Origin of the sequence: Mycobacterium fragae (assembly GCF_002102185.1) — a bacterium.
Classification (GTDB): Bacteria; Actinomycetota; Actinomycetes; order Mycobacteriales; family Mycobacteriaceae; genus Mycobacterium; species Mycobacterium fragae.
In genome coordinates this window covers 233,420-257,030 of the sequence record NZ_LQOW01000003.1, presented here as the reverse complement: position 1 = coordinate 257,030, position 23,611 = coordinate 233,420, and the positions used below count along the sequence as shown (strand labels likewise).

Below are 23,611 nucleotides of genomic sequence, written 5' to 3'. Positions count from 1 at the left end.
CGGCGGTCATCATGTGAGGTGATGACCACACCGCTGCTCGAGGGGTTCCCGCCGGTTGTCGACGACGCGGCCCGGGTGCTGATACTCGGATCCTTTCCCAGCGTCCTATCGCTGGCAACACGTCAGTACTACGCCAATCCACGAAATGCGTTCTGGCCGATCACCGGTGCACTCTTCGGTTTCGACGCGCAAGCCCCGTACGAGATCCGCTTGGGCGCAATCCAATCTCACGGGGTGGCGCTCTGGGATGTGCTCTGCAAGTGCCGCCGGGAAGGTAGCGCGGATTCCAGGATCGACCCGAAAAGCGTGCTGGCCAACGACTTTGCCGAATTGTTGGCCAATTACCGCTCCATCACGCGGGTGTACTTCAACGGCCAGGCCGCGGCCACGCTCTTTCGCAGACTCGTAGCCCTCGACGCACGGGTCGGCTATCAGTTGCTGCCGTCCACGAGCCCGGCTCGTGCCATGCCGCCGGGCCGGAAACTGGATGCCTGGCGGGTGATTGCACGGTCATGACACCGGCGGCCGTAGCTGCGCCCACGGTCGTGCTGCCTCGATCTGTGCGCCCAGCGCCAGCAGCGTGGCCTCGTCGTGTGGCCGCCCGACGAGCTGTACGCCCAGCGGCACGCCATCGCGGTCAAGTCCCCAGGGCACCGCGGCGGCGGGCTGACCCGTGAGATTCCAGATCTCGAAAAACGGCACGCGTCTCGACGCCAGCAGCAAGCTCGAGATGGCGCCGCGGCGTTGGTAGGCGCCGACCCGCGATGGCCCGATGGCATTGCCGGGGGTGACGACGACGTCGACATCGTCGAAGATCGACTGGATCCGGGCGGCCATCGCAGCCTCCCCGGCACGCACGGCCGCCATCCGCCGGTCGGAGAACAGCGACCCGATGCGTGCCATGTTGCGGGTACGCGCCTCCAGCCGCTGCGGATGAGGTAGCGACCGCGCGTCGTTGCAAATCCCCCGGAAGTAGCGCGGCAGGTAGTGGGCGAAGGTCGCGGCCGGTGGGTAGTCGGGGTCGCGTGCAATCACGTGGTGGCCGAGATCGCGCAGCAGTGCACTGGCCTGATCGACCGCCGCCCGCTGCTCCTTGCCGCACCGGACGATCATCGGCGGTGGGGCCTTGGTGCTCAACGCAATTCGCAGCCGTCCAGGATCACGCGCTGCCGCGGCGACGAACCCGCCGTCCGGGCTCGGCATCGTCGTCGTGACATCCAGAAACAGCGCCGCGTCTTTCACCGACCGCGCCATAGGTCCATTGACGCTCAGCCCGCACCAGGCGTCGTCGTGCGGGGCCAGCGGAACCCGAGCGCGTTGCGGCTTGAGCCCGAACAGACCGCACCAGCTCGACGGGATTCGGATCGAGCCGCCACCGTCGGAGCCCAGTGCCAGGGGCGCCAGCCCGGCCGCCACCGCGGCGCCGCTGCCCCCGCTGCTGCCGCCCGGTGTCAGCGCGGTGTTCCACGGGTTGCGGGTTGCCCCGAACGTCAGCGACTCGGTGTACGGCAACATCATCAGTTCGGGCACATTGGTTTTGCCGATGATCACGGCGCCCGCGGCGCGCAGCGCGCACACCACGTCGGCGTCTCGACTGGCGGGTGGCGCGTGGGCGCTGGTGCCGTACGCGGTTACCTCGCCGGCGACGTCGACGTCGTCTTTGATCGCGACCGAGACGCCGAGCAGCGGCAGCCGCTCGCCGGCGTCCAGCCGACGCTGCGCAGCGGCCGCCTCCTGCCGGGCGGTGTCGGCCAGCACAACGCGGTAGCAGCGCAGCTGCGGATCGAGCCGGGCAATGCGTTCCAGGTAGACCTCGAGCAGATCTGGCGCGGTGATGGTGCCGGCGGCCAGCATCTGCGCCTGCTCGGTCGCACCGGCGAAGGCAAGCTCCCGAGGGTCCATGTGCAGGCAGACTACTGATGTGAACTTCGATCGATTGACCGAGGACCAGCTGCGGCAACGCAAGACGATCAAGTGGAACTTCTTCGAGCCCGACGTCTTGCCGCTGTGGATCGCGGAGATGGACTTCCCCACCGCACCGCCGGTGGCGGCAGGCATCCGGGCATGCGTCGCCAACGAGGAGTTCGGCTATCCCCCGGTCGGCGAGGACGTCCTGCCGAGGGTCACCGCCGACTGGTGCCGACGCCGTTACGGCTGGCATGTCCAGCCCGAATGGGTCCGCGTCGTTCCCGACGTGCTCAAGGGGATGGAAGTCGTGGTCAACTTCCTCACCCGACCGGAGAGCCCCGTGGTGTTGCCCGTTCCCGCATACATGCCGTTCTTCGACGTGCTGCGCGTGACCGGCCGCCAGCGGGTGGAAATCCCGATGCCGCAAGATGATTCGGGCCGCTACGTCATGGATCTGGATGCCCTCGACTCCGCCTTTGCCAGCGGGGCGGGATCTGTGATTCTGTGCAATCCCAACAACCCGCTGGGCACCGCGTTCACCGCTGAGGAGTTGCGCGCCATCGTGGACATTGCGGCCCGCCACAACGCCCGCGTCATCGCCGACGAGATCCATGCCCCACTGGTCTATGAGCGGGCCCATGCGGCTGCCGCATCGGTGTCGGCGGCGGCGGCCGACACGGTGATCACGCTGCTCTCGGCGTCCAAGGGCTGGAATCTGCCCGGCCTCATGTGCGCTCAGGTGGTGTTGTCCAACTCCCGTGACGTCGACGAGTGGGACCGGATCAACATGCTGCACAAGATGGGTGCGTCCACGGTGGGTATTCGGGCCAACATCGCCGCGTATGACGGGGGCGCTGGATGGCTGGACGAGGTGCTCGGCTACCTGCAGGCAAACCGCGACCACCTGGCGCGAACCCTCCCGGAGGCGATCCCCGGGGTGAAGCTCAACTCTCCGGAGGCGACTTATATGTCGTGGGTGGATTTTCGTGCGCTCGAGCTGCCGGTCGAGCCCGCCGAATACCTGTTCTCGAAGGCCAAGGTGGCGCTCAGCCCGGGCATCCCGTTCGGTGCCACGGTGGGCTCTGGTTTCGCGCGGCTGAACTTCGCCACCACACGCCGGATCCTGGACCGGGCGATCGAGGCAATGGCCGCCGCGGTACCAGCCCGGGCATGAACGGCTAACGTGGCGACATGTCCTGTGTGTTCTGCGCGATCGTTGCCGGGGAAGCGCCCGCCATCCGTATCCATGAAGACGACAGCTACCTCGCGATCCTCGACATCCGCCCGTTCACCCGCGGCCATACCCTGGTGCTGCCCAAACGACACACGGCCGACGTGACCGACACGCCGCCGCAGACCCTGGCCGACATGGTGACGATCGGACGGCGGATCGCTTTGGCAGCTCGAGCGACGGAGTTGGCCGATGCAACCAATATCGCGATCAATGACGGCCGAGCCGCCTTTCAGTCCGTGCCGCACATTCATCTGCACGTCCTGCCGCGGCGCAACGGCGACAAACTCTCATTCGCCAAGGGGATGCTGCTGCGCCGCGACGGCGACCCCGAGACAACCGGTCAGATCTTGCGCGACGCACTGGCGCGGATCGATGCCGCTGCACAAGACTGACGCCATGGATATATCTCGATGGGTCGAAGAACAAATCGGACCGCCGCTGCTTCGCCTGCATGACGCAATCTACAAGGGCACCGATGGTCGGATCGGGCACCGGATACCCGGCATGGCACCAATGTTGCTGCTGCACACGATCGGCGCCAAAACCGGCAAGCCACGAACCACGTCCCTGTCCTATGCTCGCGACGGTGATAACTATTTGATCGTTGCCTCCAAAGGCGGAGATCCACGATCACCCGGCTGGTACCACAACTTGAAGGCCATCCCAAACACCGAAATCAACGTCGGGACAAAGCGGTTCGCCGTCACAGCGAAACCCGTACTACCCGACGACCCGGACTATGCGCGGCTGTGGGAGATCGTCAACAAGAACAACGGCAATCGCTACGAGGCTTACCAGCGCCGGACGTCGCGACCGATTCCGGTCATCGTGCTAACGCCTTAAAAGAGTTCTTTCGCCAGCAGTTCCAGCGTTTTCTCCCGGCCCGGCGAGGTTCCCGGGTCGGTGCCACGGCGCGCCGAGGCGACCGGATGCACCATCACCTCGTCGACACCGAACCGCTCGCCCAGCGCGCGCAACTGTTCGGCCGCCTCCACGGGAGTGCCCACGACCGCGCGTTTGAGTCCGCTGTCGACGATGTGCTGCTGCTGCGGCGTCAGCTCCGCGCCTTGAGCGTCCTCGACGAGCTCCAGCGGCCCCAGCGGTTGCCCGGTGCGCAACCGGGCCATCATGTGCAGGTTCGGCAGCATCAATGCCGTTGCCTCTTCTCGCGTTTCGGCAACCGCGGCATTCGCGGTCAGAAATGTCGTCGGCCCGGCTGCCAGGTCGCTGGGCACGAACTGCGAGCGGTATAGCGCGAGCGCCTCGTCGGTTCCCTTGCCGGAGAAGTGGTGGGCGAACACATAGGGCAGCCCCTTGGCCGCGGCCAGCCGCGCCGAATACATGGACGAGCCCAACAGCCACAGCCGTGGCTCGGTGGCGGCGCCCGGGGTGGCCTTGAGAATGTAGTCCCCGTCGGGCAACTGCACCCGCACACCGGCTCTGCTCATCATGGCCCGCACGTGGTCGAGGTACTCGGGGAAGTTATCGATGTCGCGATCGTCGCGACCGGCTGCGCCGCGCAACACGATCGACGTCACCGGGTCCGAACCAGGTGCGCGGCCGATGCCGAGGTCGATGCGTCCCGGAGCGGCCGCTTCCAGCAAGGCGAACTGCTCGGCCACCGCCAGCGGCGCGTGATTGGGCAGCATCACACCACCGGATCCCAGCCTCAGCTGCGAGGTGTGGGCGGCGAGATAGGCGATCAACACCGGCGGGCTGGTGGCGCCCACCGACGGCATGTTGTGGTGCTCGGCGACCCAGTAGCGGGTGAATCCCAACCGGTCGGCCGTCTGGGCCAGGCGCAGGCTGGCCGCCAGCGCATCCGCGGTGGTCTGGTCGGTGCGCACCGGGACGAGATCAAGCACGGATAGCCGCATGACCGCGTCAACGCGCGCTGCCACCAGAACGTTCCCCTCAGTAATCCTTGAGCTCGATCGAGTGGACCACCCGGTAGAACTCGTCGCGCGGTATCGGTTCCCCGCCGGCGACATCCTCAGTGACCAGGAGTTGGTTGCGCTGGACGTAGTCGTTGAAGGCGGCGTGGTAGTTGGTAAAGCCGAGCTGGTAATCGCCGTCGGCGGCGGCAAGCTCTCCGGCGAGGATGTAGGCGCCGAGCAGCGCGACGCTGGTGCCCTGACCGGACAGCGGCGAACAGCAGTACCCGGCATCGCCGACCAGCGCCACCCTGCCGTCGCACCAGCGGTCCATGACGATCTGGGCCATCTCGTCGAAGTAGAAATCCGGTGCCGTGCGCATGTACTGCAGCAGCTGCGGGCGGACCCACCCATCGGCGGCCATCCGCCGTTCCAGTTCGGCGAACTGTGCGGCGGTGTCGCGGTAGTCGATCCGCAGCTCGGCATCCTGAAACCCCAAGATCGCGCGGGCTTCGGTGTTGTTCCTGGCGCTGTAGACGGCGGCGAGCGAGGTCTCTCCCATTTGGAAGATCTGCCAGTGGTCGAGCTGCAAAAAGTTCGGAACGGTAAAGATCGCCACGTAAGTTTTCAGCCGTCTGGTGAATTGCTCTTCCGGACCGAACGTCAACCTGCGTACGGTCGAGTGCAACCCGTCGGCGCCGACGACAAGGTCGAAATCGCGCGCGTCGGCATGCTCGAAACTCACCGCAACCGAATCACCCTGATCGCCTAGCGCGGTGATCGTGTCATTGAAGACATACTCGACGTCCGGTTGTGTTGCGTCGTAAAGCAACTCGACCAGGTCATCGCGCAAGATCTCGATATCGGGGTTATCGAAAACCCCACCCGTCGGCGTCGCTTCGGTGTCCCGAGACAGCTCGTTTCCGTCCCCGTCGACGAACGAGGCGCCGCGCATGGCCGTCTTCATCGTTTCCGCCGCGTCCAGCAGCCTCATCCGTTCCAGCACGGTCAGCGCAGGACCGCGCACGTCGATCGCCTGGCCGCCGGGCCGCGGCCCATCATGTCGCTCCACCACTGTCACCGAATAACCATGTTGCGCAAGCCAATACGCCACAGCCGTACCAGCAACGCTTGCCCCGGAGACCAGCACCGTCGTCACGAAATGCCCGCCAACTTCCTCGCCTGGTGGAAAACGTCGTCGAGCATCGCCTCGGTCAGCTTCCCGGTGAACGTGTTCTGCTGACTCGGGTGATAGCAGCCCAACAGCACCACCTCGCCATGGGCGGCGTGCAGAGTCGCGGTGGCGCCGTGGCCGAATTTGGGCTGCGGCCGGGGTACCTGACCTCCGCCGGAGCGGACCATATCCAGCGCCGATCGCCAGCCGAACCCGCCCAACGCCACGATGACGCGTACGTCGCCGCCGGTCAACCTCCACTCGGCGGTCAACCACGGCGCACAGGTTGCGCGCTCGGCCGGCGTCGGCGCATTGTCCGGCGGGGCGCACCGCACCGCAGCGGCGACCCGGGTGCCGCGCAGCATCAGGCCGTCGGCAGCATCGACGCTGATCGGGGAATTCGCCAGGCCGGCCCGGTACAGCGCCGCGTACAGTACGTCGCCGGACCGATCGCCGGTGAACACCCGCCCAGTCCGGTTGCCGCCCTGGGCGGCTGGTGCCAGCCCGACGACCATCAGCCTCGGATGCTCGGCGCCCCAGCCCGGCACCGGCCTGCCCCAATAGGGCTGGTCGGCGAATGAGCGGCGTTTGGTGACTGCAGTCTGTTCGCGCCATTCGACCAATCGCGGACAGGCCCGGCATACAGAGACCTCCGCGTCGAGCTGGTCGACAGCCTCGACCGCTTCGGCCATCGCAGCGACCTGCGCCGGTGTCGACGCCACCGCCGTGTCCGCTGTCGCGGGATCACCGGGCCATCCGGTGCCGGGCAGTACCGGAGAATCGAACAACACTCCAGTACGCGGGTGCGCGAGGCTCACCGCCCTACTGTGCACGGTCACCGAAATTCGGTCGCCGACCGGGCCTGTCCGCTGCTAAATTTCGTCCCCGAATTCCCATGTACTCGCCGTCTCGCCGTCCGGTCTATCTCATCCTGTTCGCGGCCCTGGCCGCCGCCGCCGGGAACGGTATCTCGCTGATCGCATTCCCGTGGCTTGTGCTGCAACACAACGGCAGTGCGTCGGACGCGTCCATCGTCGCGGGTGCCGCCTCGTTGCCGCTGCTGTTCTCCACGCTGATCGCGGGAACAGCAGTGGATTATCTTGGCCGGCGCCGTATTTCGCTGATGTCCGATGCACTGTCGGCGGCAACCGCGGTTGCGGTTCCGGTGCTGGCGATCACTTTCGGGCAGCGGAGCATCACCGTCGCTGTGCTTGCGGTGCTGGCCGCGCTCGGCGCGCTGTTCGATCCCGCCGGCATCACGGCCCGGGAGTCGATGCTGCCCGAGGCCGCGACGAGAGCGGGTTGGACGCTGGACCGCACCAATGGCTTCTACGAGGCCATTTTCAACGTCGCGTACATCGTCGGCCCGGGGCTCGGCGGGATGCTCATCGCGACCATCGGCGGCATCAACACGATGTGGGTCACCGCCGGTGCCTTCGGCCTATCCATCCTGGCGATCGGCGTGTTGCGGTTGCCGGGAGCCGGAGCGCCAGCGGTGGAAGATCGCCCGACTGGTTTGTGGGCCGGGATGGTCGATGGGCTGCGGTTTGTGTGGAGCGCCAAGGTCTTGCGCACGCTGGCGCTGATCGACCTTGCGATGACGGGTCTTTACCTGCCGATGGAAAGCGTGCTGTTCCCGAAGTACTTCACCGACCGCGATGAGCCGGCACATTTGGGCTGGGTGCTGATGGCGTTGAGCTTTGGCGGGCTGGCCGGGGCGCTGGCCTATCCCCTGCTGGTTCGGCGCCTGACGAGGCGATGGACCCTGTTGGTGGCCACCCTGACGTTGGGCGGCTGCACAGCGCTGATATCGACGCTGCCGCCGCTGCCGCTGATCCTGCTGCTGTGCGCGCTGATCGGGCTGGTTTATGGGCCCATCGCCCCGATCTACAACTTCGTCATGCAGACCAAGTCGCCCCCGAGATTGCGCGGTCGCGTTGTCGGGGTGATGACCTCACTTGCGTATGCGGCCGGCCCGCTGGGCTTCACGCTGGCAGGCCCGTTGACCGACGCCGCCGGGCTTCGGACGACGTTTCTCGTGCTGGCGATTCCAATGATCGCGATCGGCCTGGTGTCGTTGCGCGTGCAGTCGTTGCGAGACCTGGATCGCGTTGCGGCCACCACAGTCGAGTGACCGCGTGCAACCAAGACAACTCACTATGATGCCGTCGGGCAGCTCCCTAGACGCGAGGTAAAAGCATGAGCAAAGTCAAACTTGTTCTGCTCGCAGCCGTCGTCATGCTGATAATCGGCTTGCTCGCGTGGCCGATTAAGGACGTGTGCCCGAAAGGCCCTTGTACTACTGGACCGGATAGCACTGGCTACGTCTCCCGCTATTACGAAGTCAAACCTCTCGGCGCAGCCGTAATCGAAACCATAACGGGCAAGAATTTCCCCCTTCGTTACACGTCAGGCAACGAGAAAGGCGCACACTGAGTGGCCCTGACCCACAGGATTATCGCCGCGATCCCCAGCAGGATGCCGACAACGGCGCCGCGGCGATGCGCCAAATTGCGGCCCGTCACCGGGGGCTAGCCGTCGACCACGGCGTCGAAGAGGATTAATCCATGAATGCAGAATCGCAAACCATGCGGTTGATGCGCCGGCTACCGGGAGTGTAAGCCGCGGTGGCCTCCGTAGGATCGAGGTCATGGGCGCGAATGTGCTGGACAGCCTGATTGCCGAGCTGCCAGAGGGAATGGTGGTCACCGACCCGGCGGTGACCGAGGGCTACCGGCAGGACCGCGCCTTCGACCCGGCGGCGGGAAAACCGCTCGCCGTGGTGCGGCCCCGGCGTACCGAAGACGTGCAGACCATTATGCGATGGGCCAGCGCGCACCGGGTTCCGGTGGTGCCACGCGGTGCGGGTACGGGCCTGTCCGGCGGCGCTACTGCGGTGGACGACGGGATCGTGCTGTCGACGGAGAAGATGCGCGACATCACCGTCGACCCCGTCACCCGCACCGCGGTGTGCCAGCCCGGGTTGCTCAACGCCGAGGTGAAAACGACCGTCGCCGAGTACGGGCTGTGGTATCCGCCGGACCCGTCGTCGTTTGAGATCTGCAGCATCGGCGGCAACATCGCGACCAACGCGGGCGGGTTGTGCTGCGTGAAATACGGCGTGACGACCGACTACGTGCTCGGCGTGCAGGTGGTGCTGGCCGACGGCACGGCGGTGCGGCTGGGCGGCCCGCGGCTCAAGGACGTCGCCGGGCTTTCGCTGACCAAGCTGTTCGTCGGCAGCGAGGGCACCCTAGGGGTGGTGACCGAGGTGACCCTGCGGCTGGTTCCGCCGCAACAGCCGTCGTGCACGGTCGTGGCCAATTTCGCGTCGGTGCAGGCCGCCGCCGAGGCGGTGCTCGCGGTGACGGCACGGCTGCGCCCGGCGATGCTGGAGTTCATGGACTCGGTCGCGATCAACGCGGTGGAGGACAAGCTTCGGATGGGTTTGGACCGCAGCGCCGCCGCGATGTTGCTGGCCTGCTCAGACGAACGCGGCCGGGCCGGCAGCGAAGACACGGAATTCATGGCGGGGGTGTTCGCCGAATACGGTGCGACCGAAGTGTTTTCGACCGACGACCCGGAGGAGGGCGAGGCGTTCGTCGCCGCCCGTCGGTTCGCGATTCCGGCGGTTGAGGCCAAGGGTCCGCTGCTGCTCGAAGACGTCGGCGTTCCGCTGCCAGCGCTGGCCGATCTGGTCGGCGGGATAGCCCGTATCGCCGCAGAACGCGACTTGATGATTTCGGTGATCGCCCACGCGGGCGACGGCAATACCCACCCGCTGATCGTGTACGACCCCGCCGACGCGGCGATGAGCGAACGGGCCGAGCTGGCCTACGGCGAGATCATGGAGCTTGCCATGAGCCTGGGCGGCACTATCACCGGCGAGCACGGCGTCGGCCGGTTGAAGCGGCCCTGGCTGGCCGACTACCTGGGTCCCGACGCGATGGAGCTCAACCGTCGCATCAAAGAGGCGTTGGACCCGCTGGGCATTCTCAACCCCGGCGCCGGGGTCTAGGCGGCCCGCCGAACGTAACGCCACCGCGCGGCGTTGAGTGTGCGGTGTGGGATTCGATTGTGCGCTCAGGGCGCCGTCACTCGGCGTGTCGTCACCCTGGGCGCACACTCGACGGGACGGGCTCGGACGGAGTGGTTGACACTGCAGAATATTTGTCGTATGCATGAGACATGTCGGCAGCATTGTCTCACGAGGCCCGTTTCGAGCTGTGCACAGCGGAAACCTGGCCGAATCCCTGGCCGATGTATCGCGGGCTGCGCGACCACGACCCGGTGCATCACGTGGTACCGGACGGCAAGCCCGACCACGACTATTACGTGCTGTCTCGGCACGCCGATATCTGGGCTGCTGCCCGCGACCACGAGACGTTCTCGTCCGCGCAGGGGTTGACCGTTAACTACGGCGAGTTGGAACTCATTGGCTTGCAAGATAATCCGCCGATGGTGATGCAGGATCCACCGGTACATACCGAGTTCCGCAAGCTCGTGTCGCGCGGTTTCACGCCCAGGCAAGTCGAGGCGGTGGAGCCGAAGGTGCGCGAATTCGTCGTCGAGCGCATCGAGCGGCTGCGGGCCGCCGGTGGCGGCGACATCGCCGCCGAGCTGTTCAAGCCGTTGCCGTCGATGGTCGTCGCGCATTATCTGGGTGTCCCGGAGGAAGACCGCGCCCAGTTCGATGGGTGGACTCAGGCCATCGTCGCGGCCAACACCGCCGATGCCGGTATCACCAGCGCCGGCGACGCGGTCGGGTCGATGATGGCCTACTTCACCGAGCTGATCGAGCGGCGCCGAGGCGAGCCCGAGGACGACACCATCTCTCACCTTGTCGCTGCGGGAGTCGGCGCCGACGGCGACATCGCCGGCACGCTGTCGGTGCTCGCGTTCACGTTCACCATGGTCACCGGCGGCAACGACACCACCACCGGGATGCTGGGCGGGTCGGTGCAACTGCTGCACCAGCGTCCCGATCAACGACGGATGCTCGCCGAGAATCCCGACCTCATCCCTGATTCCGTCGACGAGCTATTGCGGCTGACCTCGCCGGTGCAGGGGCTGGCCCGCACCACCACCCGCGAGGTCACCATCGGCGACACCACCGTGCCGGCTGGCCGCAGGGTATTGCTGCTCTATGGATCGGGAAACCGCGACGAGCGTCAGTACGGGCCCGACGCCGGTGAGCTCGATGTCAGGCGATGCCCTCGCAACATCCTGACTTTCAGCCACGGCGCGCACCACTGTCTGGGCGCGGCCGCCGCCCGGATGCAATCTCGGGTCACGTTGACCGAATTGCTGTCCCGCTGCCCGGAATTCGAGGTCGACGAGGATGGGATCGTGTGGTCCGGTGGAAGCTATGTGCGACGGCCGCTGTCGGTTCCGTTCCGGGTCATGTCCTGATGGCCGGCAATGACTGGCTGTCGGAGCGTCGCATCGAGGTGGCCGCCGACCGGATTCTCGACGCCGCCGAGCAGCTTTTCACCCGCCAAGATCCCGGTTCGGTGGGGATGAACGAGATCGCCAGGGCCGCAGGATGTTCGCGCGCGACGCTGTACCGATACTTCGAAAACCGTGAGGCGCTGCGAACCGCGTACGTTCACCGCGAGACCCACCGGCTCTATGACGCGATCAAACACCAAATCAGCGGAGTCGACGACCCACGCGAACGACTGGTTGCGGGCATTGCCACAACACTTCGCCTGGTTCGCGAAAGCCCGGCGCTGGCTGCGTGGTTCGCCACCACCCAGCCGCCGATCGGCGGTGAGATGGCCGAGCAGTCGGAGTTGATTGCCGCCCTGGCCTCATCATTCGTCAATTCGCTCGGGGCCGACGACCGGGCGACCGTCGAAAGCCGGGGCCGCTGGCTGGTTCGGGTGATCACCTCGCTGTTGATCTTCCCGGGTCACGACACCGCCGACGAGCAGGCGATGATCGAGGATTTCGTGGTGCCGGTCCTACTCCCCGGCTTGGCACCGGCCGCTCAATCCATCGAACGGCCGACCATCCAATAAGCCCGAGAGGCAATGGATTTCCGCGGTATCCCGAAGTCGCTCTGCAGCACCTTTGTCACCGACCGCGTGGTGCGGTTATCGCAAGCCACCCAACCGAAGTGGTCGCTGCCGTCGAACGCCGCTGACCTGACCGCCTGCACCAATGCCTCCCCGGCATTCTTGCGGTCGACCCATGTGACGTCCGTGTCGCGTGCGACCGGCAGGTCTTTGTCGTCGTCGTAACCCGCTTCGAGGAAGACCTTGGCCGGGGCGTCGCCGATCGCGTCCAGCAGCGAGTTGATCGCGGGCAGTGACGCGGTGTCGCCGACGATGACGTATCCGGCCGGATGTGGCTGCGGTATCGCGAATTTACTACCCAGCACCGTCGCCTCGATGGTGTCGCCCGGCTGTGCGGCCTGCGCCCACCGCGACGCGATCCCTGCGTGCAACGCGAATTCGATATCGGTGCTGTCGGTTTCGGGATTCGGATCGACCAGTGTGTAGCCGCGCTGATGCGCCTTGCCGCCGTCGGAGAACCACATCCGGATCCACATCGTCGGATGCACGGGGTTCTCTGTGAGCATCCCGCCCGCGTTGAAGCTCAAGCGCAGGTAATGCGGGCTGATCTCTTGTCGGCCGGTGACGGTGAGCCGGTAGTCGCCGGCCCGCAGCAGTTTCAGAACCGCGCCCGCAAACCCGCGGGACCCCTTCTGATCGCCCATCCGCCATGCACCCTTCGCCCGATTACTTAGGGCAGCATAACCTACCTTCCAAGGCGCGTTGGGTGTCAGCTTTCCACCCGCGTGAAGCGGTGCAAAAGCCATGCCAACGGGATGGTGATTGCCAGCGTCACCACGAACAGATACAGCATCGAGCCGGTGTAGATCGGGTAGCGCACCAGCTCGACCATCGCGATCTCCATCGTTACCAAATGAATCAGGAAGATTTCGTAGGAGATCTCCCCCAGCCACACCATCGGGCGGGTCGCCAGCAGTTTGGCGTACCAACCCCGGTTGCCAAGGGCCAGCGGCGCCACGGCCAGCCCCGCGATCGCCGCATAAAAGCCCGCCTTGACGAGCGCCTCACCCAGCCCCTGGGGGGACGTCGTCGGCGCCCCCGCGATCGGTGTGGAGACGATGAAGTAACTGACCACCGCCAACGGAATGGCCGCGAACGCGTAGCAGCCCACCCCCATCGCCTGCAGCACCGCCAGGATCATGCCGACGACGAACCAGGCCAGATAGGTGGGCAACCAGAGCCGAGCGCCGTTGGGCACCGACGTCGCGGCGTGCACAAAGACCAGCCAGGCCGGAGTGACCAATGCCAAAGCCGAAAGACTGGCCAACAGCAACACCGGCCGCCATCGTCGCCGGCAGACCAACACCAGCAGCAGATACGCCAGCGCCGGCAGCACCACGTAAAAAGCGACCTCCACCGCCAGGCTCCACATCTGGGTCAGGCCCTGATGCAAGTACGACGCCAGGTAATTGCCGGTGTAGATCTGCGTCAATGTCAGGTTGCGGAACAGGCCCATCCAGGTGTGGCCGGGGTTCGGTCCGGCCGTCCGAAACTCATAGACGAGGTAGGCCGCCAAGACGGTGACGGTATAGGCCGGCATGATGCGCCGGACCCGGTGCCAGGCGTAGCGACGCACCGAGGGTGGCGGGGCATCGGTGGCGACGGATTTCACCCACGGGCGGAACAGCAGGAAACCAGACAGCACAAAGAAGATCGGCACACCGATCTCCATCCGGGAACACAGTAAGCCGAAATAGCCGTGGACGTACTTGCCGGTGGTGTACGCCGCGTGGGTGCCGACCACCAGGATGGCGGCCACCGCGCGAATACCGGTCAGCGACGCGACCCGGTCCGGTCCGGAGACCTGTTCTAGTCCGCCCTGAGCGGTGGTGGCGTCTGAGATCGTCATCCGGCGGGTTTCCGGCGTGATTTGGCGCCACCGTGTCCACTGCGACGACGCTCGGGTCGCAGATTGATCAGCACACCCGAAATACGGGTCCGCTCAAGTGCTTTGAGCGTTGCACGGGGTAGTTTGGCCGGCAGCTCCACTAGTGAGGAGTCCGGCCCGATGCTGATGTGGCCGAAATCGCTTCGGTGCAGCCCGCCCTCGTTGGCGATCGCGCCCACGATTGCTCCCGGCCCGACCTTGTGTCGCTTGCCCACCGCGATGCGGTAGGTGGCGAACCCATCGCGGGGCTTGCGCGTCGATTTGGTGGGACGGTCCCGACGTTCTTTCGAGCGCTCGGGCGGTGGCTCCGGCGGCATCAGAAACGCCTCGCCGTCACGGGACTGCAGCGCCAACGCCGCCGCGATGTCGGCCATGGGGACGTCGTGCTCGCGTTCGTAATCCTCGACCAGGCTGCGGAACAACTCGATCTCCGGCGAGCCGAGCGTGTCGGTGATCGAGTCAGCGAACTTCGCCACCCGCTGCGCGTTGACGTCCTCGACGGTGGGCAACTGAGTTTCCGTCAATTTCTGACGTGTCGCCTTCTCGATCGACTTGAGCAGGTGGCGCTCTCGCGGCGAGACGAACAGCAGCGCGCTGCCGGATCGCCCGGCCCTGCCGGTTCGGCCGATCCGGTGTATGTAGGACTCGGTGTCGTTCGGGATGTCGTAGTTGAGCACATGCGATATCCGGTCCACATCGAGTCCTCGCGCCGCCACGTCGGTGGCAACCAGGATGTCGATGCCGCCCTCCCTGAGCGCGGCGATGGTCCGTTCCCGCTGCGCCTGTGGAATATCGCCATTGATGGCCGACGCGGAAAACCCTCGGGCCCGCAGCCTTTCGGCGACTTCCTCGGTGGCTTGCTTGGTGCGGACGAAGACGATCATCGCCTCGAACGGCTCCACCTCGAGGACGCGGGTCAGGGCGTCCATCTTGCGTGGGCCGGCGACCTGGATGTAGCGCTGCGAAATGTTCTCGGCGGTAGTGGTTTTCGTTTCTACAGTGACTTCGAGCGGTTCGTGCAGGTACTTCGCGGTGAGCTTGCGGATCGCCGGCGGCATCGTCGCCGAGAACAGCGCTACCTGCTTGTACTCAGGAGTCTCGGACAGGATGCGTTCGACGTCTTCGGCGAAACCCATCTGCAGCATTTCGTCGGCCTCGTCGAGCACCAGGTAATCGACCCTTGATAGATCCAACGTGCCGCGTTCGAGATGGTCGATCACTCGGCCCGGCGTTCCGACCACCACGTGCGCCCCGCGTTTCAGCCCGGCCAGTTGCACACCGTAGGAGGATCCGCCGTAGACCGGCAACACGTTGATCTGCGGCAGGTGCGCGCCGTAGCGGCTGAACGCCTCGGCCACCTGAAGCGCCAGCTCGCGGGTCGGCGCGAGCACCAGCGCTTGAGTCGCTCTGCTGGTGGTGTCGATCTTGGACAGGATCGGGACGGCGAAAGCGGCCGTCTTGCCGGTACCGGTTTGCGCCAACCCCACCACGTCCGACCCGGCCATCAATACCGGAATCGTCGCCGCCTGAATCGCCGACGGCGACTCGTAGCCGACGTCGACGACAGCCTGCAAGACCTTGGGGTGTATTTGCAGGTCGGCGAAGGTCGGAGTCGCGTCGTCCGGGGAGGCCATTGCACAAGAAGTCTAGTGGCCTAGGGGCCACCAGATCGTTGCTCGACGCGCCTGCCGCCCCCGCGACCCGACTGGCGGTACGGTGCAGCGTTGTGTGGAGCGGTCTCCGCGGTATCCGGCGGCTTACCGTTGCTGCCCTCCTGATGGTCGCGATGCTGAGCGGCTGCGGCTCGGGTGACTCCACCGTCGCCAAGACCCCGCAGGCCGCCACGCCCCATCCGACCGCCACCACCCGCGCACCCGCCACGATCGCCCCGACCAGCACCAGCCCGGCGGCGCCCGACCCGTGCGCGATCGATCTGGCCGCGCCCGCGATCGCCAGGGCGGTCTCCGAGCTGCCCCACGACCCGCGCAGCAAGCAGCCGTGGAACCCGGAGCCGTTGGCCGGCAACTACAACGAATGCGCACAGCTGTCGGCGGTGATCGTCAAGGCCAACACCAACGCCGAAAGCCCCAACACCAGAGCGGTGATGTTCCATCTCGGCAAGTTCATACCGCAGGGGGTGCCCGACACCTTCGGGTTCAACGGCATGGACACCTCGCAGTGCACCGGCGACACCGTGGCGTTGACCTACTCCGGTGGTATCGGCCTACCGAGCGTGGTGAAGTTCCGCTGGAACGGAAACGGGGTGGAACTCATCGGCAATACCGCGCGCTGAAGCCGGCCAATCATGTCGGTGTGCCCGCCTACAGTTGCTGCTGTGTTCATGGCCGACGATCGCATCATCTACAGCGCCTCCGATCTCGCTGCGGCGTCCCGCTGTGAATACGCCCTGCTGCGGGATTTCGACGCGAAGCTGGGCTGGGGTCCACGTGTCACGGTCGCGGATGAACTACTGGCGCGCACCGCCGCTCTCGGTGACGAGCATGAGCGACGCCGACTCGAGGCGCTACGAGAGGAATTCTCGGATGCGGTGGTCGTCATCGGCCGGCCCGCTTACACCCTCGCGGGGCTCACCGCCGCCGCAACCGCGACGCAGCGGGCCATCGCCGGCGGCGCGGCGGTGGTGTACCAAGCCACGATGTTCGACGGGCGCTTTGTCGGGTTCGCCGATTTCCTGGTGCGAGATGGCACGCAGTACCGGGTCTCGGACACCAAGCTGGCTCGCTCGGCGAAGGTCACCGCGCTGCTTCAGCTCGCGGCCTATGCCGACACGCTGCGCCGCTCGGGTATCCCGGTGGCCGCCGAGGCCGAGCTGGTGCTCGGCAACGGCGCCGCGGTGCGCTATCCCGTCGACGAGCTGATCCCGGTCTATCGGGCGCAGCGCGTGATCCTGGAGCGGCTGCTCGACGAGCACTATGCCGGCGGCACCCCGGTGCGCTGGGACGACGAGCGGGTGCGGGCGTGTTTTCGCTGCCCGGAGTGTGACGAGCAGGTGCACGCGACCGACGACCTGTTGCTGGTCGCCGGCATACGGGTCACCCAGCGAGCCAAGTTGCTCGATGCCGGCATCAACACGCTCACCGAACTCGCCGGCCACAGCGGACCGGTACCCGACCTCCCGGCCCGCACCGTCGACAAGCTGGTCGCACAGGCCGAACTGCAGGTCCGCCAACGCGCTACCGGCACACCACAATACGACGTCGCCGACCCGCAGCCGCTGGCGCTGTTACCCAACCCCGACGACGGCGACCTGTTCTTCGACTTCGAGGGTGATCCGCTGTGGACGGCCGACGGCAACGAGTGGGGCCTTGAGTATCTGTTCGGCGTCATGGACACGGCGGGCAATTTCCGTCCACTATGGGCGCATACCCGCGCGGACGAGCGGAAGGCGCTGCGCGACTTTCTGACCCTGGTGGCCAAGCGTCGCAAGCGCTACCCGAACATGCACATCTACCACTACGCACCGTATGAGAAGACGGCGTTGCTGCGACTCGCCGGGCGCCACGGCATCGGGGAGGACGATGTCGATGAGCTACTACGCAGCGGCACGCTGGTCGACTTGTATCCGATTGTGCGCAAGAGCATTCGGGTGGGCAGCGAATCCGTCGGCCTGAAAGCCCTGGAACCCCTCTATATGGGCGCACAGCTGCGCTCAGGCGAGGTGACCACCGCCGCCGACTCGATAACCCAATACGCCCGATACTGCGAGCTGGGCGCACAGGGGCACGCCGACGAAGCCGCGACCGTGCTCAAGGAGATCGAGGACTACAACCACTACGACTGCCGGTCAACCCGCGGCCTTCGCGACTGGCTGTTGATGCGAGCATTCGAATGTGGCATAACACCAATTGGCGCCCAACCGGTCTCAGATGGCGGACGGGTCGAACCGGACGACCCGCTTGCGACGGCCCTGGATGGCTTCAGCACTGTTGCGGACGGCGGCGTACGCACTCCCGAGCAGACGGCGGTTGCCCTGATCGCCGCAGCGCGCGGCTACCATCGCCGCGAAGACAAGCCGTTTTGGTGGGGGCACTTCGATCGTCTGAACTATCCCGTCGATGAATGGGCCGACGATACAGACGTTTTCATCGTCAGCGACGCAGCCGTCGTCGCCGACTGGGATAAGCCTCCGCGGGCGCGCAAGCTACAACGACGCGTACAGCTGACCGGTGAATTGGCGCGTGGGACCCTTAACACGAGCGTCTTCGCACTCTACGATCCACCGGCTCCGCCAGGCATGACCGACAACCCCGATCGCCGGGCGGCCGGCTCGGCCACCATTGTCGAGGCCGACGACTGGGCTGTGCCGAGCGAGGTGGTGATCCTTGAGCGAATACCCCAGAACGGCAACGTCTTCCATCAATTTCCGTTCGCGCTCACACCAGGGCCGCCTATCCCGACCACAGCATTGCGGGACTCGATCGAATCGACGGCTGCCGGGGTCGCCGCCGGATTGCCGCAACTCCCCCGCAGCGCGCTATTCGACATCTTGCTGCGGCGCCCGCCGCGAACCCGCAGCGGCCAAGCGCTACCGCGCGGTCCCGACGTCACCGGTGACATCGCTCTGGCCATCGCAAAAGCGGTGCTCGACCTTGATTCGTCGTATGTGGCGGTACATGGTCCGCCGGGCACCGGCAAGACGTACACCGGCGCATGGGTCATCGCACAACTGGTCGCCGAGCATGGCTGGCGCATCGGCGTTGTCGCGCAGTCCCACGCCGTGGTGGAGAACCTGTTGGACACCGCGATCGACGCCGGTGTCGATCCGCAATGCATGGCGAAGAAACGCTATGACCGCGACAACACCCGCTGGCAGCAGATCGAGGAAAAGGACTACGCCGCATTCATCAGTTCCGCTACCACGGGGTGCGTGATCGGTGGAACCGCATGGGACTTCGCCAATCCGGCCCGAGTGCCGCCCGGAAGCCTCGATTTGCTGGTGATCGACGAGGCCGGCCAATTCTGTTTGGCCAACACCGTCGCCGTCGCCCCCGCGGCGGCAAATCTGTTGCTGCTCGGTGATCCGCAGCAGCTGCCGCAGGTCAGTCAGGGCATTCACCCCGAGCCGGTCGACACCTCTGCGCTGGGCTGGCTGGTCGACGGCCGGCGCACGTTACCTGCCGAATTCGGCTACTTCCTGGAGCGCTCTCATCGCATGCATCCCGCTGTGTGCGCCGCGGTGTCGGCACTGTCCTATGGGGGCCGGCTGCACTCGCACGTGGCAGAGACCACGGCACGACATCTCGACGGGTACCCGGCCGGCGTCCATGTGCTGGCAGTCCGCCACGAGGGCAACTCGACCGAGAGCCCGGACGAAGCCGAGGCGATCGTGACCGAGATCGGACGGCTGCTCGGCAGGTCGTGGACCGACGAGCACGGCGCCCGGCCCTTGAAAGGGGCCGACGTGCTGGTGCTGGCGCCCTACAACGCGCAGGTTGTGCTGCTGCGGCAGCGCTTGGCGGCGGCCGGGCTAGGCGACGTACGGGTAGGGACGGTCGACAAGTTCCAGGGCGCGCAGGCGCCCGTGGTCGTCATCTCCATGACGGCGTCGTCCATCGATGATATTCCGCGCGGAATTCCCTTCCTGCTCAACCGAAATCGTCTCAACGTGGCGGTGAGCCGGGCCCAGTACACGGCGGTGATCGTTCGGGCGGACAGCCTCACCGACTACCTGCCCGCCACGCCGGCGGGGCTGGTGGAGCTGGGCACGTTTTTGGCGTTGACCTCGTCGTAAGGTCAGTCTCGAAACGAATGCCGGCCGTAGTCGACCGTGTCGTCCGGATCGGCACGGTAGTGCCGGTTGCGCGGCGGGTGCGCGCGCGGCTCATCGTGGCGCGCGTGCCGCGACGGACGCTGATAACCGTTCCGGTGCTCCGACGGGCGGCCCGGCGCGCCGTAGGTCTCGTCGATGTCATCGATGCTGGCAGTCGGTGGCGAGAAGTCCGCGATAGGCCGGAATCGCCGCTCCTCGTCGACATGAAAGCCGTTGTGCGCAAAACCAATTGGCTCCTCATCCGCTGCGGGAGCTGGCTCGTCGAGCAAGCTGTGCCATGCTTCGACCGGTGAGCTGTGCCATGCCTCCGAGGGTGCCGGCCGCGGATATACGGCGTGGGCGGACAGCGGCTCGGTATCCTCCTCGCCGGCTTCCACCGGGCTCGGCGCGACGTCGCTAGGCCGCAGAGGTGCGGCGTCAGCCGGGCGGACCAACGTGAATTCGACGTAGTCGCCGTCATCGTCATAGCCATCGTCATAGCCATCGTCAAAGTCACCAGCGTTGTCCGCGGCGTCTGAAGCGTTGGGCCGTAACCGGACTCGCTGACGCGCTTGGGCCGCCGCGGCGTCGCTCGCGGCCTGTCCGGCACGCGCCGAAGTGGTGAAACCGACCATGAACAGCGCCGCCGCCACACCGAACAGCGCGATGAACGCCGGCAGCAATGTGGACTGAGACATCGCCGCCGCAAACGGTTCACGCAGGAACGACGGCAGCTGCAGGGCCCCGTCTTCCTCGGCGGCATCCGGATGCAGACCACCGGGCATCGGAGGCAACTCGGCACTGATGCGCGAAGTCATGAACGCGGCAATGCCGGCGCTGCCCAGCACGGCGCCGACCTGCCGGGTCGCGTTGTATACGCCCGAACCGGCGCCGGCAAGGCGCGGCGGCAGGTTCCGAGTCGCCGTCGCGCCCAGCGGCGACCAGATGAACGCCATCCCGACGCCCATCACGATGAAGGGCAAAACCAACAGCCAGATGGCCGTGGACGGTGTCATCGCGATCGAGAGCCAGGTCAGCCCGATCGCCAGCACCGAGAAACCGAAACCGACCACCGGCCGCGGGTGTGACCGGTCGACGATGTTGCCCACTATCGGCGCGAGCAGACCGCTGGTGATCGCCATCGGCGCCATCAGCAGGGCCGAGCGGGTCGGCGAGAGTCCGCACACCGCCTGGGCATAGAACATCAGCGGCAGCACCATCGCCGTGGCCACGAACCCGATCACCGCCACGCCGAGGTTGGACAGGCTGAAATCGCGGTCGCGGAAGATCTCCAGCGGGATCAGCGGCTCGTGGGTGTTGATCGACTGCCAGTAGACGAACCCGGCCATGAAGCCGATGCCAGCGACGATCACCGCCCAGATCCACGGCTGCCAGCCCTCCGATTGCCCCTCCTGCAGCGCGAACACGATGAGAAACATCCCGGCGCCTGACAGCCCGACGCCGACCGCGTCGAACCGATGCTTGTGGGTGGGCAGCACCGGGATCAGCCAGACCGCCAGCCCCAGGCCGATGATGCCGATGGGGACGTTGACGAAGAAGATCCATTCCCAGCCCAGCCCGTCGACAAGCACACCGCCGACCAGCGGCCCGACCAGGGTGGCGACGCCGGCGGTGGCACCCCACACGCTCATCGCCACCCCGCGACGTTGCGGCGGAAAGATGCGTGTGATCGTCGACAGCGTCTGGGGCGTCAGCACGGCAGCCCCGATGCCCTGCACCACGCGCGCGGCGATCAACATGCCGACACTCCCCGACAGGCCGCACCACAACGAGGCAGCGGTGAACACCGCCAGGCCGGCCAGGTACAAGTTCTTGGGACCGAATCGGTCGCCGAGCCGTCCGGCCACCAGCAACGGGACCGCGTAGGCCAGCAGGTATGCGCTGGTCACCCAGATCACCGTGTCGTATCCGGTGCCCAACTTGATCATGATGCTTGGATTGGCGACCGCGACGATGGTGGAGTCGAGCAGGATCATGAAGAAGCCGACCATCATCGCCCAGAGGGCATGCCAGGGATTTCCCGAATCCGTTCGGTTGGTGGGCTTCCTCGTCGGCGGCGCGCCGGCGCGTCGAGCGGGCCCGCCGCTCCGCTTCCGACCTGTCGCCGTCGTCATGTCCCCACCTCGTCTTGGTTACCAGTCTCGGGGCCCGCGGCTCGCTTCCACTCCAGCCGACCTGATCGCAGCGACCTGGCAAACCCCCGCAGCCACGAAACCTCGGTCTGCATCATCGCCAGCAAGTAGTCCAGCGCGGCCAGGTAGCCGGCTGGCGTGACACCGGCGTCGCGAAGCGCCATGATCTCGGCGACGCGAGCCTCCAGCGCTCCGATGCGGTCGTCGACCGCGATTGCTGCCGTGCCCATATCGAGGGTATCGACCTCGGCGAGCGCGACAACCAACTGCGGGAACTCGTGCACCGGGGTGGCGATCAGTTCGCGCACCCGCTCCCCGAGCGCCTCGGCACCGGCGTCGGTGATCTCATAGACGACGCGCTCGGGCCGGTTCCCTTCCCGAGCGGTCGCCGCGCGCCGGATCAGCTTCTCCTCGGACAACCGGTCCACGGCGTGATAGAGCGATCCCGGCCGAACCTTCACGATGCGGTCCGCATGGCGCCGGACAAGGGTCTGAAACATCTCGTAGCCGTGCATCGGACGCTCCCTGACCAGCGCCAACACCGAGATACCCAACGACGTCAGTTGATAGGCCATCGACCATCCGTCCTGTCCGGCGTGCTGTGCCCTGAAGTTGTCCGGACGGATTATTCCGGGTGGAGTAATCGCCGTCACGCCCGCCCCACCTTTCCAGCCGCCGGCGCTAGCCTGGAGAGACGCCCACTCGCACCCGGAGGCACCCATGAGCGCCCGACGCAACCGATCAAATTCGGACTCGCGGCCCGACACGACCAATGGCAAGCCCACGGTGTCCGCACGCGCATTAGCGCAGATCATCGAGCGCAGCGCGCGGATCCAGGGGCCGGCGGCGGCGGCCTATGTCGAACGGCTACGCCGCGCGCATCCCGGCGCGCTCCCGGCCGATATCGTCTCGAAGCTGGAGAAGCGCTACCTGGCAGCGGTCACGGCCAGCGGCGCAGCCGTCGGTTCAGCGGCGCTGCTGCCCGGGGTCGGCATACTGACCGCGTTGTCCGCGGCCGCCGGGGAGACCGCGGTGTTCCTCGAAGCGACCGCCTTCTTCGCGCTGGCGCTCGCCGTGGTGTACGGCGTTCCGGCCGAAAACCGTGAGCGCCGACGAGCCCTGGTGCTGGCGGTGCTGGTCGGCGACGACAGCAAGCACGCCATTGCCGAGCTGATCGGTTCGGGCCGCACCAGCGGCGCATGGTTGTCCGAAGGCGTGGCATCGCTGCCGATGCCGGCGTTGTCACAGCTGAATTCGCGGTTGCTCAAGTACGCCGTCAAGCGATACACGCTGCGACGCGGCGCGCTGCTGTTCGGCAAGATGCTGCCGGTGGGTATCGGCGCCGGCATCGGCGCGGTCGGCAACCGGATGGTGGGCAAGAAGATCGTCCGTAACACCCGCAAGGCGTTCGGCACGCCGCCGGCCCGGTGGCCGGTCACTCTGCATCTGCTGCCCACCGTCCGCGACGTCGGCTAGCGGCGATCGCAAGCGCGGCGAAGCCGGGCGAAGAGGGTCGCCGCCATCAGACCT

21 protein-coding genes are annotated in these 23,611 nt (G+C 66.4%); 12 read left to right on the top strand and 9 right to left on the bottom strand.

The window, feature by feature from the left end; all coding sequences use genetic code 11:
* Positions 1 to 21 precede the first annotated feature (21 nt).
* A complete protein-coding gene (locus tag AWC06_RS02015; protein ID WP_085193841.1) occupies positions 22 to 516 on the top strand; it encodes a DNA-deoxyinosine glycosylase in 495 nt (164 codons plus the stop codon).
* On the opposite strand, the gene AWC06_RS02010 is transcribed toward AWC06_RS02015, so the two are convergent.
* Positions 511 to 1,902: an amidase gene (locus AWC06_RS02010; RefSeq protein WP_085193839.1), complete on the bottom strand. Its 1,392-nt coding sequence runs from the start codon at positions 1,900 to 1,902 to the stop codon at positions 511 to 513. The genes AWC06_RS02015 and AWC06_RS02010 overlap by 6 nt on opposite strands.
* On the opposite strand from AWC06_RS02010, the gene AWC06_RS02005 reads away from it, so the two are divergent.
* From AWC06_RS02005 to AWC06_RS01995, 3 genes are read left to right on the top strand one after another with little or no spacing between them, the layout of a single operon-like run.
* Positions 1,901 to 3,082, top strand: a complete 1,182-nt coding sequence (locus AWC06_RS02005; RefSeq protein WP_085193837.1) for a MalY/PatB family protein — start codon at positions 1,901 to 1,903, stop codon at positions 3,080 to 3,082. The two genes, AWC06_RS02010 and AWC06_RS02005, sit on opposite strands and share 2 nt — an antisense overlap.
* Before the next feature lie 17 nt (positions 3,083 to 3,099).
* On the top strand, positions 3,100 to 3,534 hold the full coding sequence (locus AWC06_RS02000) for an HIT family protein (protein ID WP_085193835.1): 435 nt from the start codon (positions 3,100 to 3,102) through the stop codon (positions 3,532 to 3,534).
* Between the two features lie 4 nt (positions 3,535 to 3,538).
* Positions 3,539 to 3,985 carry a nitroreductase family deazaflavin-dependent oxidoreductase gene (locus AWC06_RS01995; RefSeq protein WP_085193833.1) on the top strand — a complete coding sequence of 149 codons (447 nt, stop codon included), beginning with the start codon at positions 3,539 to 3,541 and terminating at the stop codon, positions 3,983 to 3,985.
* Here AWC06_RS01995 and AWC06_RS01990 read toward each other — a convergent pair.
* Genes AWC06_RS01990 through AWC06_RS01980 form a run of 3 tightly spaced genes read right to left on the bottom strand, consistent with a single transcriptional unit; the run spans position 3,982 to position 7,008 of the window.
* Positions 3,982 to 5,019: an LLM class flavin-dependent oxidoreductase gene (locus tag AWC06_RS01990; protein WP_085193831.1), complete on the bottom strand. Its 1,038-nt coding sequence runs from the start codon at positions 5,017 to 5,019 to the stop codon at positions 3,982 to 3,984. The two genes, AWC06_RS01995 and AWC06_RS01990, sit on opposite strands and share 4 nt — an antisense overlap.
* Before the next feature lie 37 nt (positions 5,020 to 5,056).
* Positions 5,057 to 6,175, bottom strand: a complete 1,119-nt coding sequence (locus tag AWC06_RS01985; protein ID WP_085193829.1) for an FAD-binding protein — start codon at positions 6,173 to 6,175, stop codon at positions 5,057 to 5,059.
* A complete protein-coding gene (locus AWC06_RS01980; protein ID WP_085193827.1) occupies positions 6,172 to 7,008 on the bottom strand; it encodes a uracil-DNA glycosylase in 837 nt (278 codons plus the stop codon). The genes AWC06_RS01985 and AWC06_RS01980 overlap by 4 nt, the downstream gene beginning before the upstream one ends.
* 77 nt (positions 7,009 to 7,085) lie before the next feature.
* Here AWC06_RS01980 and tap point away from each other — a divergent pair, with 77 nt between their 5' ends.
* The 5 genes from tap to AWC06_RS01955 all read left to right on the top strand — a co-directional run bounded on the left by tap (position 7,086) and on the right by AWC06_RS01955 (position 12,213).
* Complete coding sequence (gene tap / locus AWC06_RS01975; protein ID WP_085193825.1) at positions 7,086 to 8,324, top strand: multidrug efflux MFS transporter Tap; 1,239 nt, start codon at positions 7,086 to 7,088, stop codon at positions 8,322 to 8,324.
* Positions 8,325 to 8,389: 65 nt separating this feature from the next.
* Positions 8,390 to 8,626 (top strand): hypothetical protein, encoded by a 237-nt coding sequence (locus AWC06_RS01970; RefSeq protein ID WP_085193823.1) that lies wholly within the window; start codon positions 8,390 to 8,392, stop codon positions 8,624 to 8,626.
* A 214-nt stretch (positions 8,627 to 8,840) separates the two neighbouring features.
* Positions 8,841 to 10,208 (top strand): FAD-binding oxidoreductase, encoded by a 1,368-nt coding sequence (locus tag AWC06_RS01965; RefSeq protein ID WP_085193821.1) that lies wholly within the window; start codon positions 8,841 to 8,843, stop codon positions 10,206 to 10,208.
* A 170-nt stretch (positions 10,209 to 10,378) separates the two neighbouring features.
* Positions 10,379 to 11,602, top strand: a complete 1,224-nt coding sequence (locus AWC06_RS01960; protein ID WP_085193819.1) for a cytochrome P450 — start codon at positions 10,379 to 10,381, stop codon at positions 11,600 to 11,602.
* Positions 11,602 to 12,213 carry a TetR/AcrR family transcriptional regulator gene (locus AWC06_RS01955; RefSeq protein WP_085193817.1) on the top strand — a complete coding sequence of 204 codons (612 nt, stop codon included), beginning with the start codon at positions 11,602 to 11,604 and terminating at the stop codon, positions 12,211 to 12,213. The genes AWC06_RS01960 and AWC06_RS01955 overlap by 1 nt, the downstream gene beginning before the upstream one ends.
* Here the strand turns inward: AWC06_RS01955 and AWC06_RS01950 are convergent.
* From AWC06_RS01950 to AWC06_RS01940, 3 genes are all read right to left on the bottom strand, one after another.
* Entirely contained in the window at positions 12,183 to 12,914 is a 732-nt protein-coding gene (locus AWC06_RS01950) for a siderophore-interacting protein (RefSeq protein ID WP_085193816.1), read from the bottom strand. The two genes, AWC06_RS01955 and AWC06_RS01950, sit on opposite strands and share 31 nt — an antisense overlap.
* 65 nt (positions 12,915 to 12,979) lie before the next feature.
* Complete coding sequence (locus AWC06_RS01945) at positions 12,980 to 14,119, bottom strand: acyltransferase family protein (RefSeq protein WP_085193814.1); 1,140 nt, start codon at positions 14,117 to 14,119, stop codon at positions 12,980 to 12,982.
* Positions 14,116 to 15,792, bottom strand: a complete 1,677-nt coding sequence (locus tag AWC06_RS01940; protein WP_085193812.1) for a DEAD/DEAH box helicase — start codon at positions 15,790 to 15,792, stop codon at positions 14,116 to 14,118. The genes AWC06_RS01945 and AWC06_RS01940 overlap by 4 nt, the downstream gene beginning before the upstream one ends.
* A 143-nt stretch (positions 15,793 to 15,935) precedes the next feature.
* Between AWC06_RS01940 and AWC06_RS01935 the strand changes: the two genes are divergently transcribed.
* On the top strand, positions 15,936 to 16,451 hold the full coding sequence (locus tag AWC06_RS01935; RefSeq protein ID WP_085193810.1) for an LppP/LprE family lipoprotein: 516 nt from the start codon (positions 15,936 to 15,938) through the stop codon (positions 16,449 to 16,451).
* 48 nt (positions 16,452 to 16,499) lie between these two features.
* Positions 16,500 to 19,910, top strand: a complete 3,411-nt coding sequence (locus AWC06_RS01930) for a TM0106 family RecB-like putative nuclease (protein WP_372457985.1) — start codon at positions 16,500 to 16,502, stop codon at positions 19,908 to 19,910.
* Positions 19,911 to 19,912: 2 nt separating this feature from the next.
* On the opposite strand, the gene AWC06_RS01925 is transcribed toward AWC06_RS01930, so the two are convergent.
* Both AWC06_RS01925 and AWC06_RS01920 read right to left on the bottom strand, forming a co-directional pair.
* On the bottom strand, positions 19,913 to 22,063 hold the full coding sequence (locus tag AWC06_RS01925; protein ID WP_085193806.1) for an MFS transporter: 2,151 nt from the start codon (positions 22,061 to 22,063) through the stop codon (positions 19,913 to 19,915).
* Positions 22,060 to 22,734, bottom strand: a complete 675-nt coding sequence (locus AWC06_RS01920) for a PadR family transcriptional regulator (protein WP_169715269.1) — start codon at positions 22,732 to 22,734, stop codon at positions 22,060 to 22,062. Before AWC06_RS01920 ends, AWC06_RS01925 begins: the two co-directional genes overlap by 4 nt.
* A gap of 67 nt (positions 22,735 to 22,801) precedes the next feature.
* On the opposite strand from AWC06_RS01920, the gene AWC06_RS01915 reads away from it, so the two are divergent.
* A complete protein-coding gene (locus AWC06_RS01915; RefSeq protein WP_085193802.1) occupies positions 22,802 to 23,557 on the top strand; it encodes a hypothetical protein in 756 nt (251 codons plus the stop codon).
* Positions 23,558 to 23,611 lie beyond the last annotated feature (54 nt).

Bases quoted from the DNA above. Each gene is read 5' to 3' on its own strand.
- AWC06_RS01955 (WP_085193817.1), top strand. From the start codon at position 11,602: ATGGCCGGCAATGACTGGCTGTCGGAGCGTCGCATCGAGGTGGCCGCC.
- AWC06_RS01965 (WP_085193821.1), top strand. From the start codon at position 8,841: ATGGGCGCGAATGTGCTGGACAGCCTGATTGCCGAGCTGCCAGAGGGA.
- AWC06_RS01925 (WP_085193806.1), bottom strand. From the start codon at position 22,063: ATGACGACGGCGACAGGTCGGAAGCGGAGCGGCGGGCCCGCTCGACGC.
- AWC06_RS01995 (WP_085193833.1), top strand. From the start codon at position 3,539: ATGGATATATCTCGATGGGTCGAAGAACAAATCGGACCGCCGCTGCTT.
- AWC06_RS01940 (WP_085193812.1), bottom strand. From the start codon at position 15,792: ATGGCCTCCCCGGACGACGCGACTCCGACCTTCGCCGACCTGCAAATA.
- tap (WP_085193825.1), top strand. From the start codon at position 7,086: ATGTACTCGCCGTCTCGCCGTCCGGTCTATCTCATCCTGTTCGCGGCC.
- AWC06_RS01945 (WP_085193814.1), bottom strand. From the start codon at position 14,119: ATGACGATCTCAGACGCCACCACCGCTCAGGGCGGACTAGAACAGGTC.
- AWC06_RS02005 (WP_085193837.1), top strand. From the start codon at position 1,901: ATGTGCAGGCAGACTACTGATGTGAACTTCGATCGATTGACCGAGGAC.
- AWC06_RS01915 (WP_085193802.1), top strand. From the start codon at position 22,802: ATGAGCGCCCGACGCAACCGATCAAATTCGGACTCGCGGCCCGACACG.
- AWC06_RS01950 (WP_085193816.1), bottom strand. From the start codon at position 12,914: ATGGGCGATCAGAAGGGGTCCCGCGGGTTTGCGGGCGCGGTTCTGAAA.
- AWC06_RS01935 (WP_085193810.1), top strand. From the start codon at position 15,936: ATGGTCGCGATGCTGAGCGGCTGCGGCTCGGGTGACTCCACCGTCGCC.
- AWC06_RS02000 (WP_085193835.1), top strand. From the start codon at position 3,100: ATGTCCTGTGTGTTCTGCGCGATCGTTGCCGGGGAAGCGCCCGCCATC.
- AWC06_RS01960 (WP_085193819.1), top strand. From the start codon at position 10,379: ATGTCGGCAGCATTGTCTCACGAGGCCCGTTTCGAGCTGTGCACAGCG.
- AWC06_RS02015 (WP_085193841.1), top strand. From the start codon at position 22: ATGACCACACCGCTGCTCGAGGGGTTCCCGCCGGTTGTCGACGACGCG.
- AWC06_RS01990 (WP_085193831.1), bottom strand. From the start codon at position 5,019: ATGCGGCTATCCGTGCTTGATCTCGTCCCGGTGCGCACCGACCAGACC.
- AWC06_RS01970 (WP_085193823.1), top strand. From the start codon at position 8,390: ATGAGCAAAGTCAAACTTGTTCTGCTCGCAGCCGTCGTCATGCTGATA.
- AWC06_RS01930 (WP_372457985.1), top strand. From the start codon at position 16,500: ATGGCCGACGATCGCATCATCTACAGCGCCTCCGATCTCGCTGCGGCG.
- AWC06_RS02010 (WP_085193839.1), bottom strand. From the start codon at position 1,902: ATGGACCCTCGGGAGCTTGCCTTCGCCGGTGCGACCGAGCAGGCGCAG.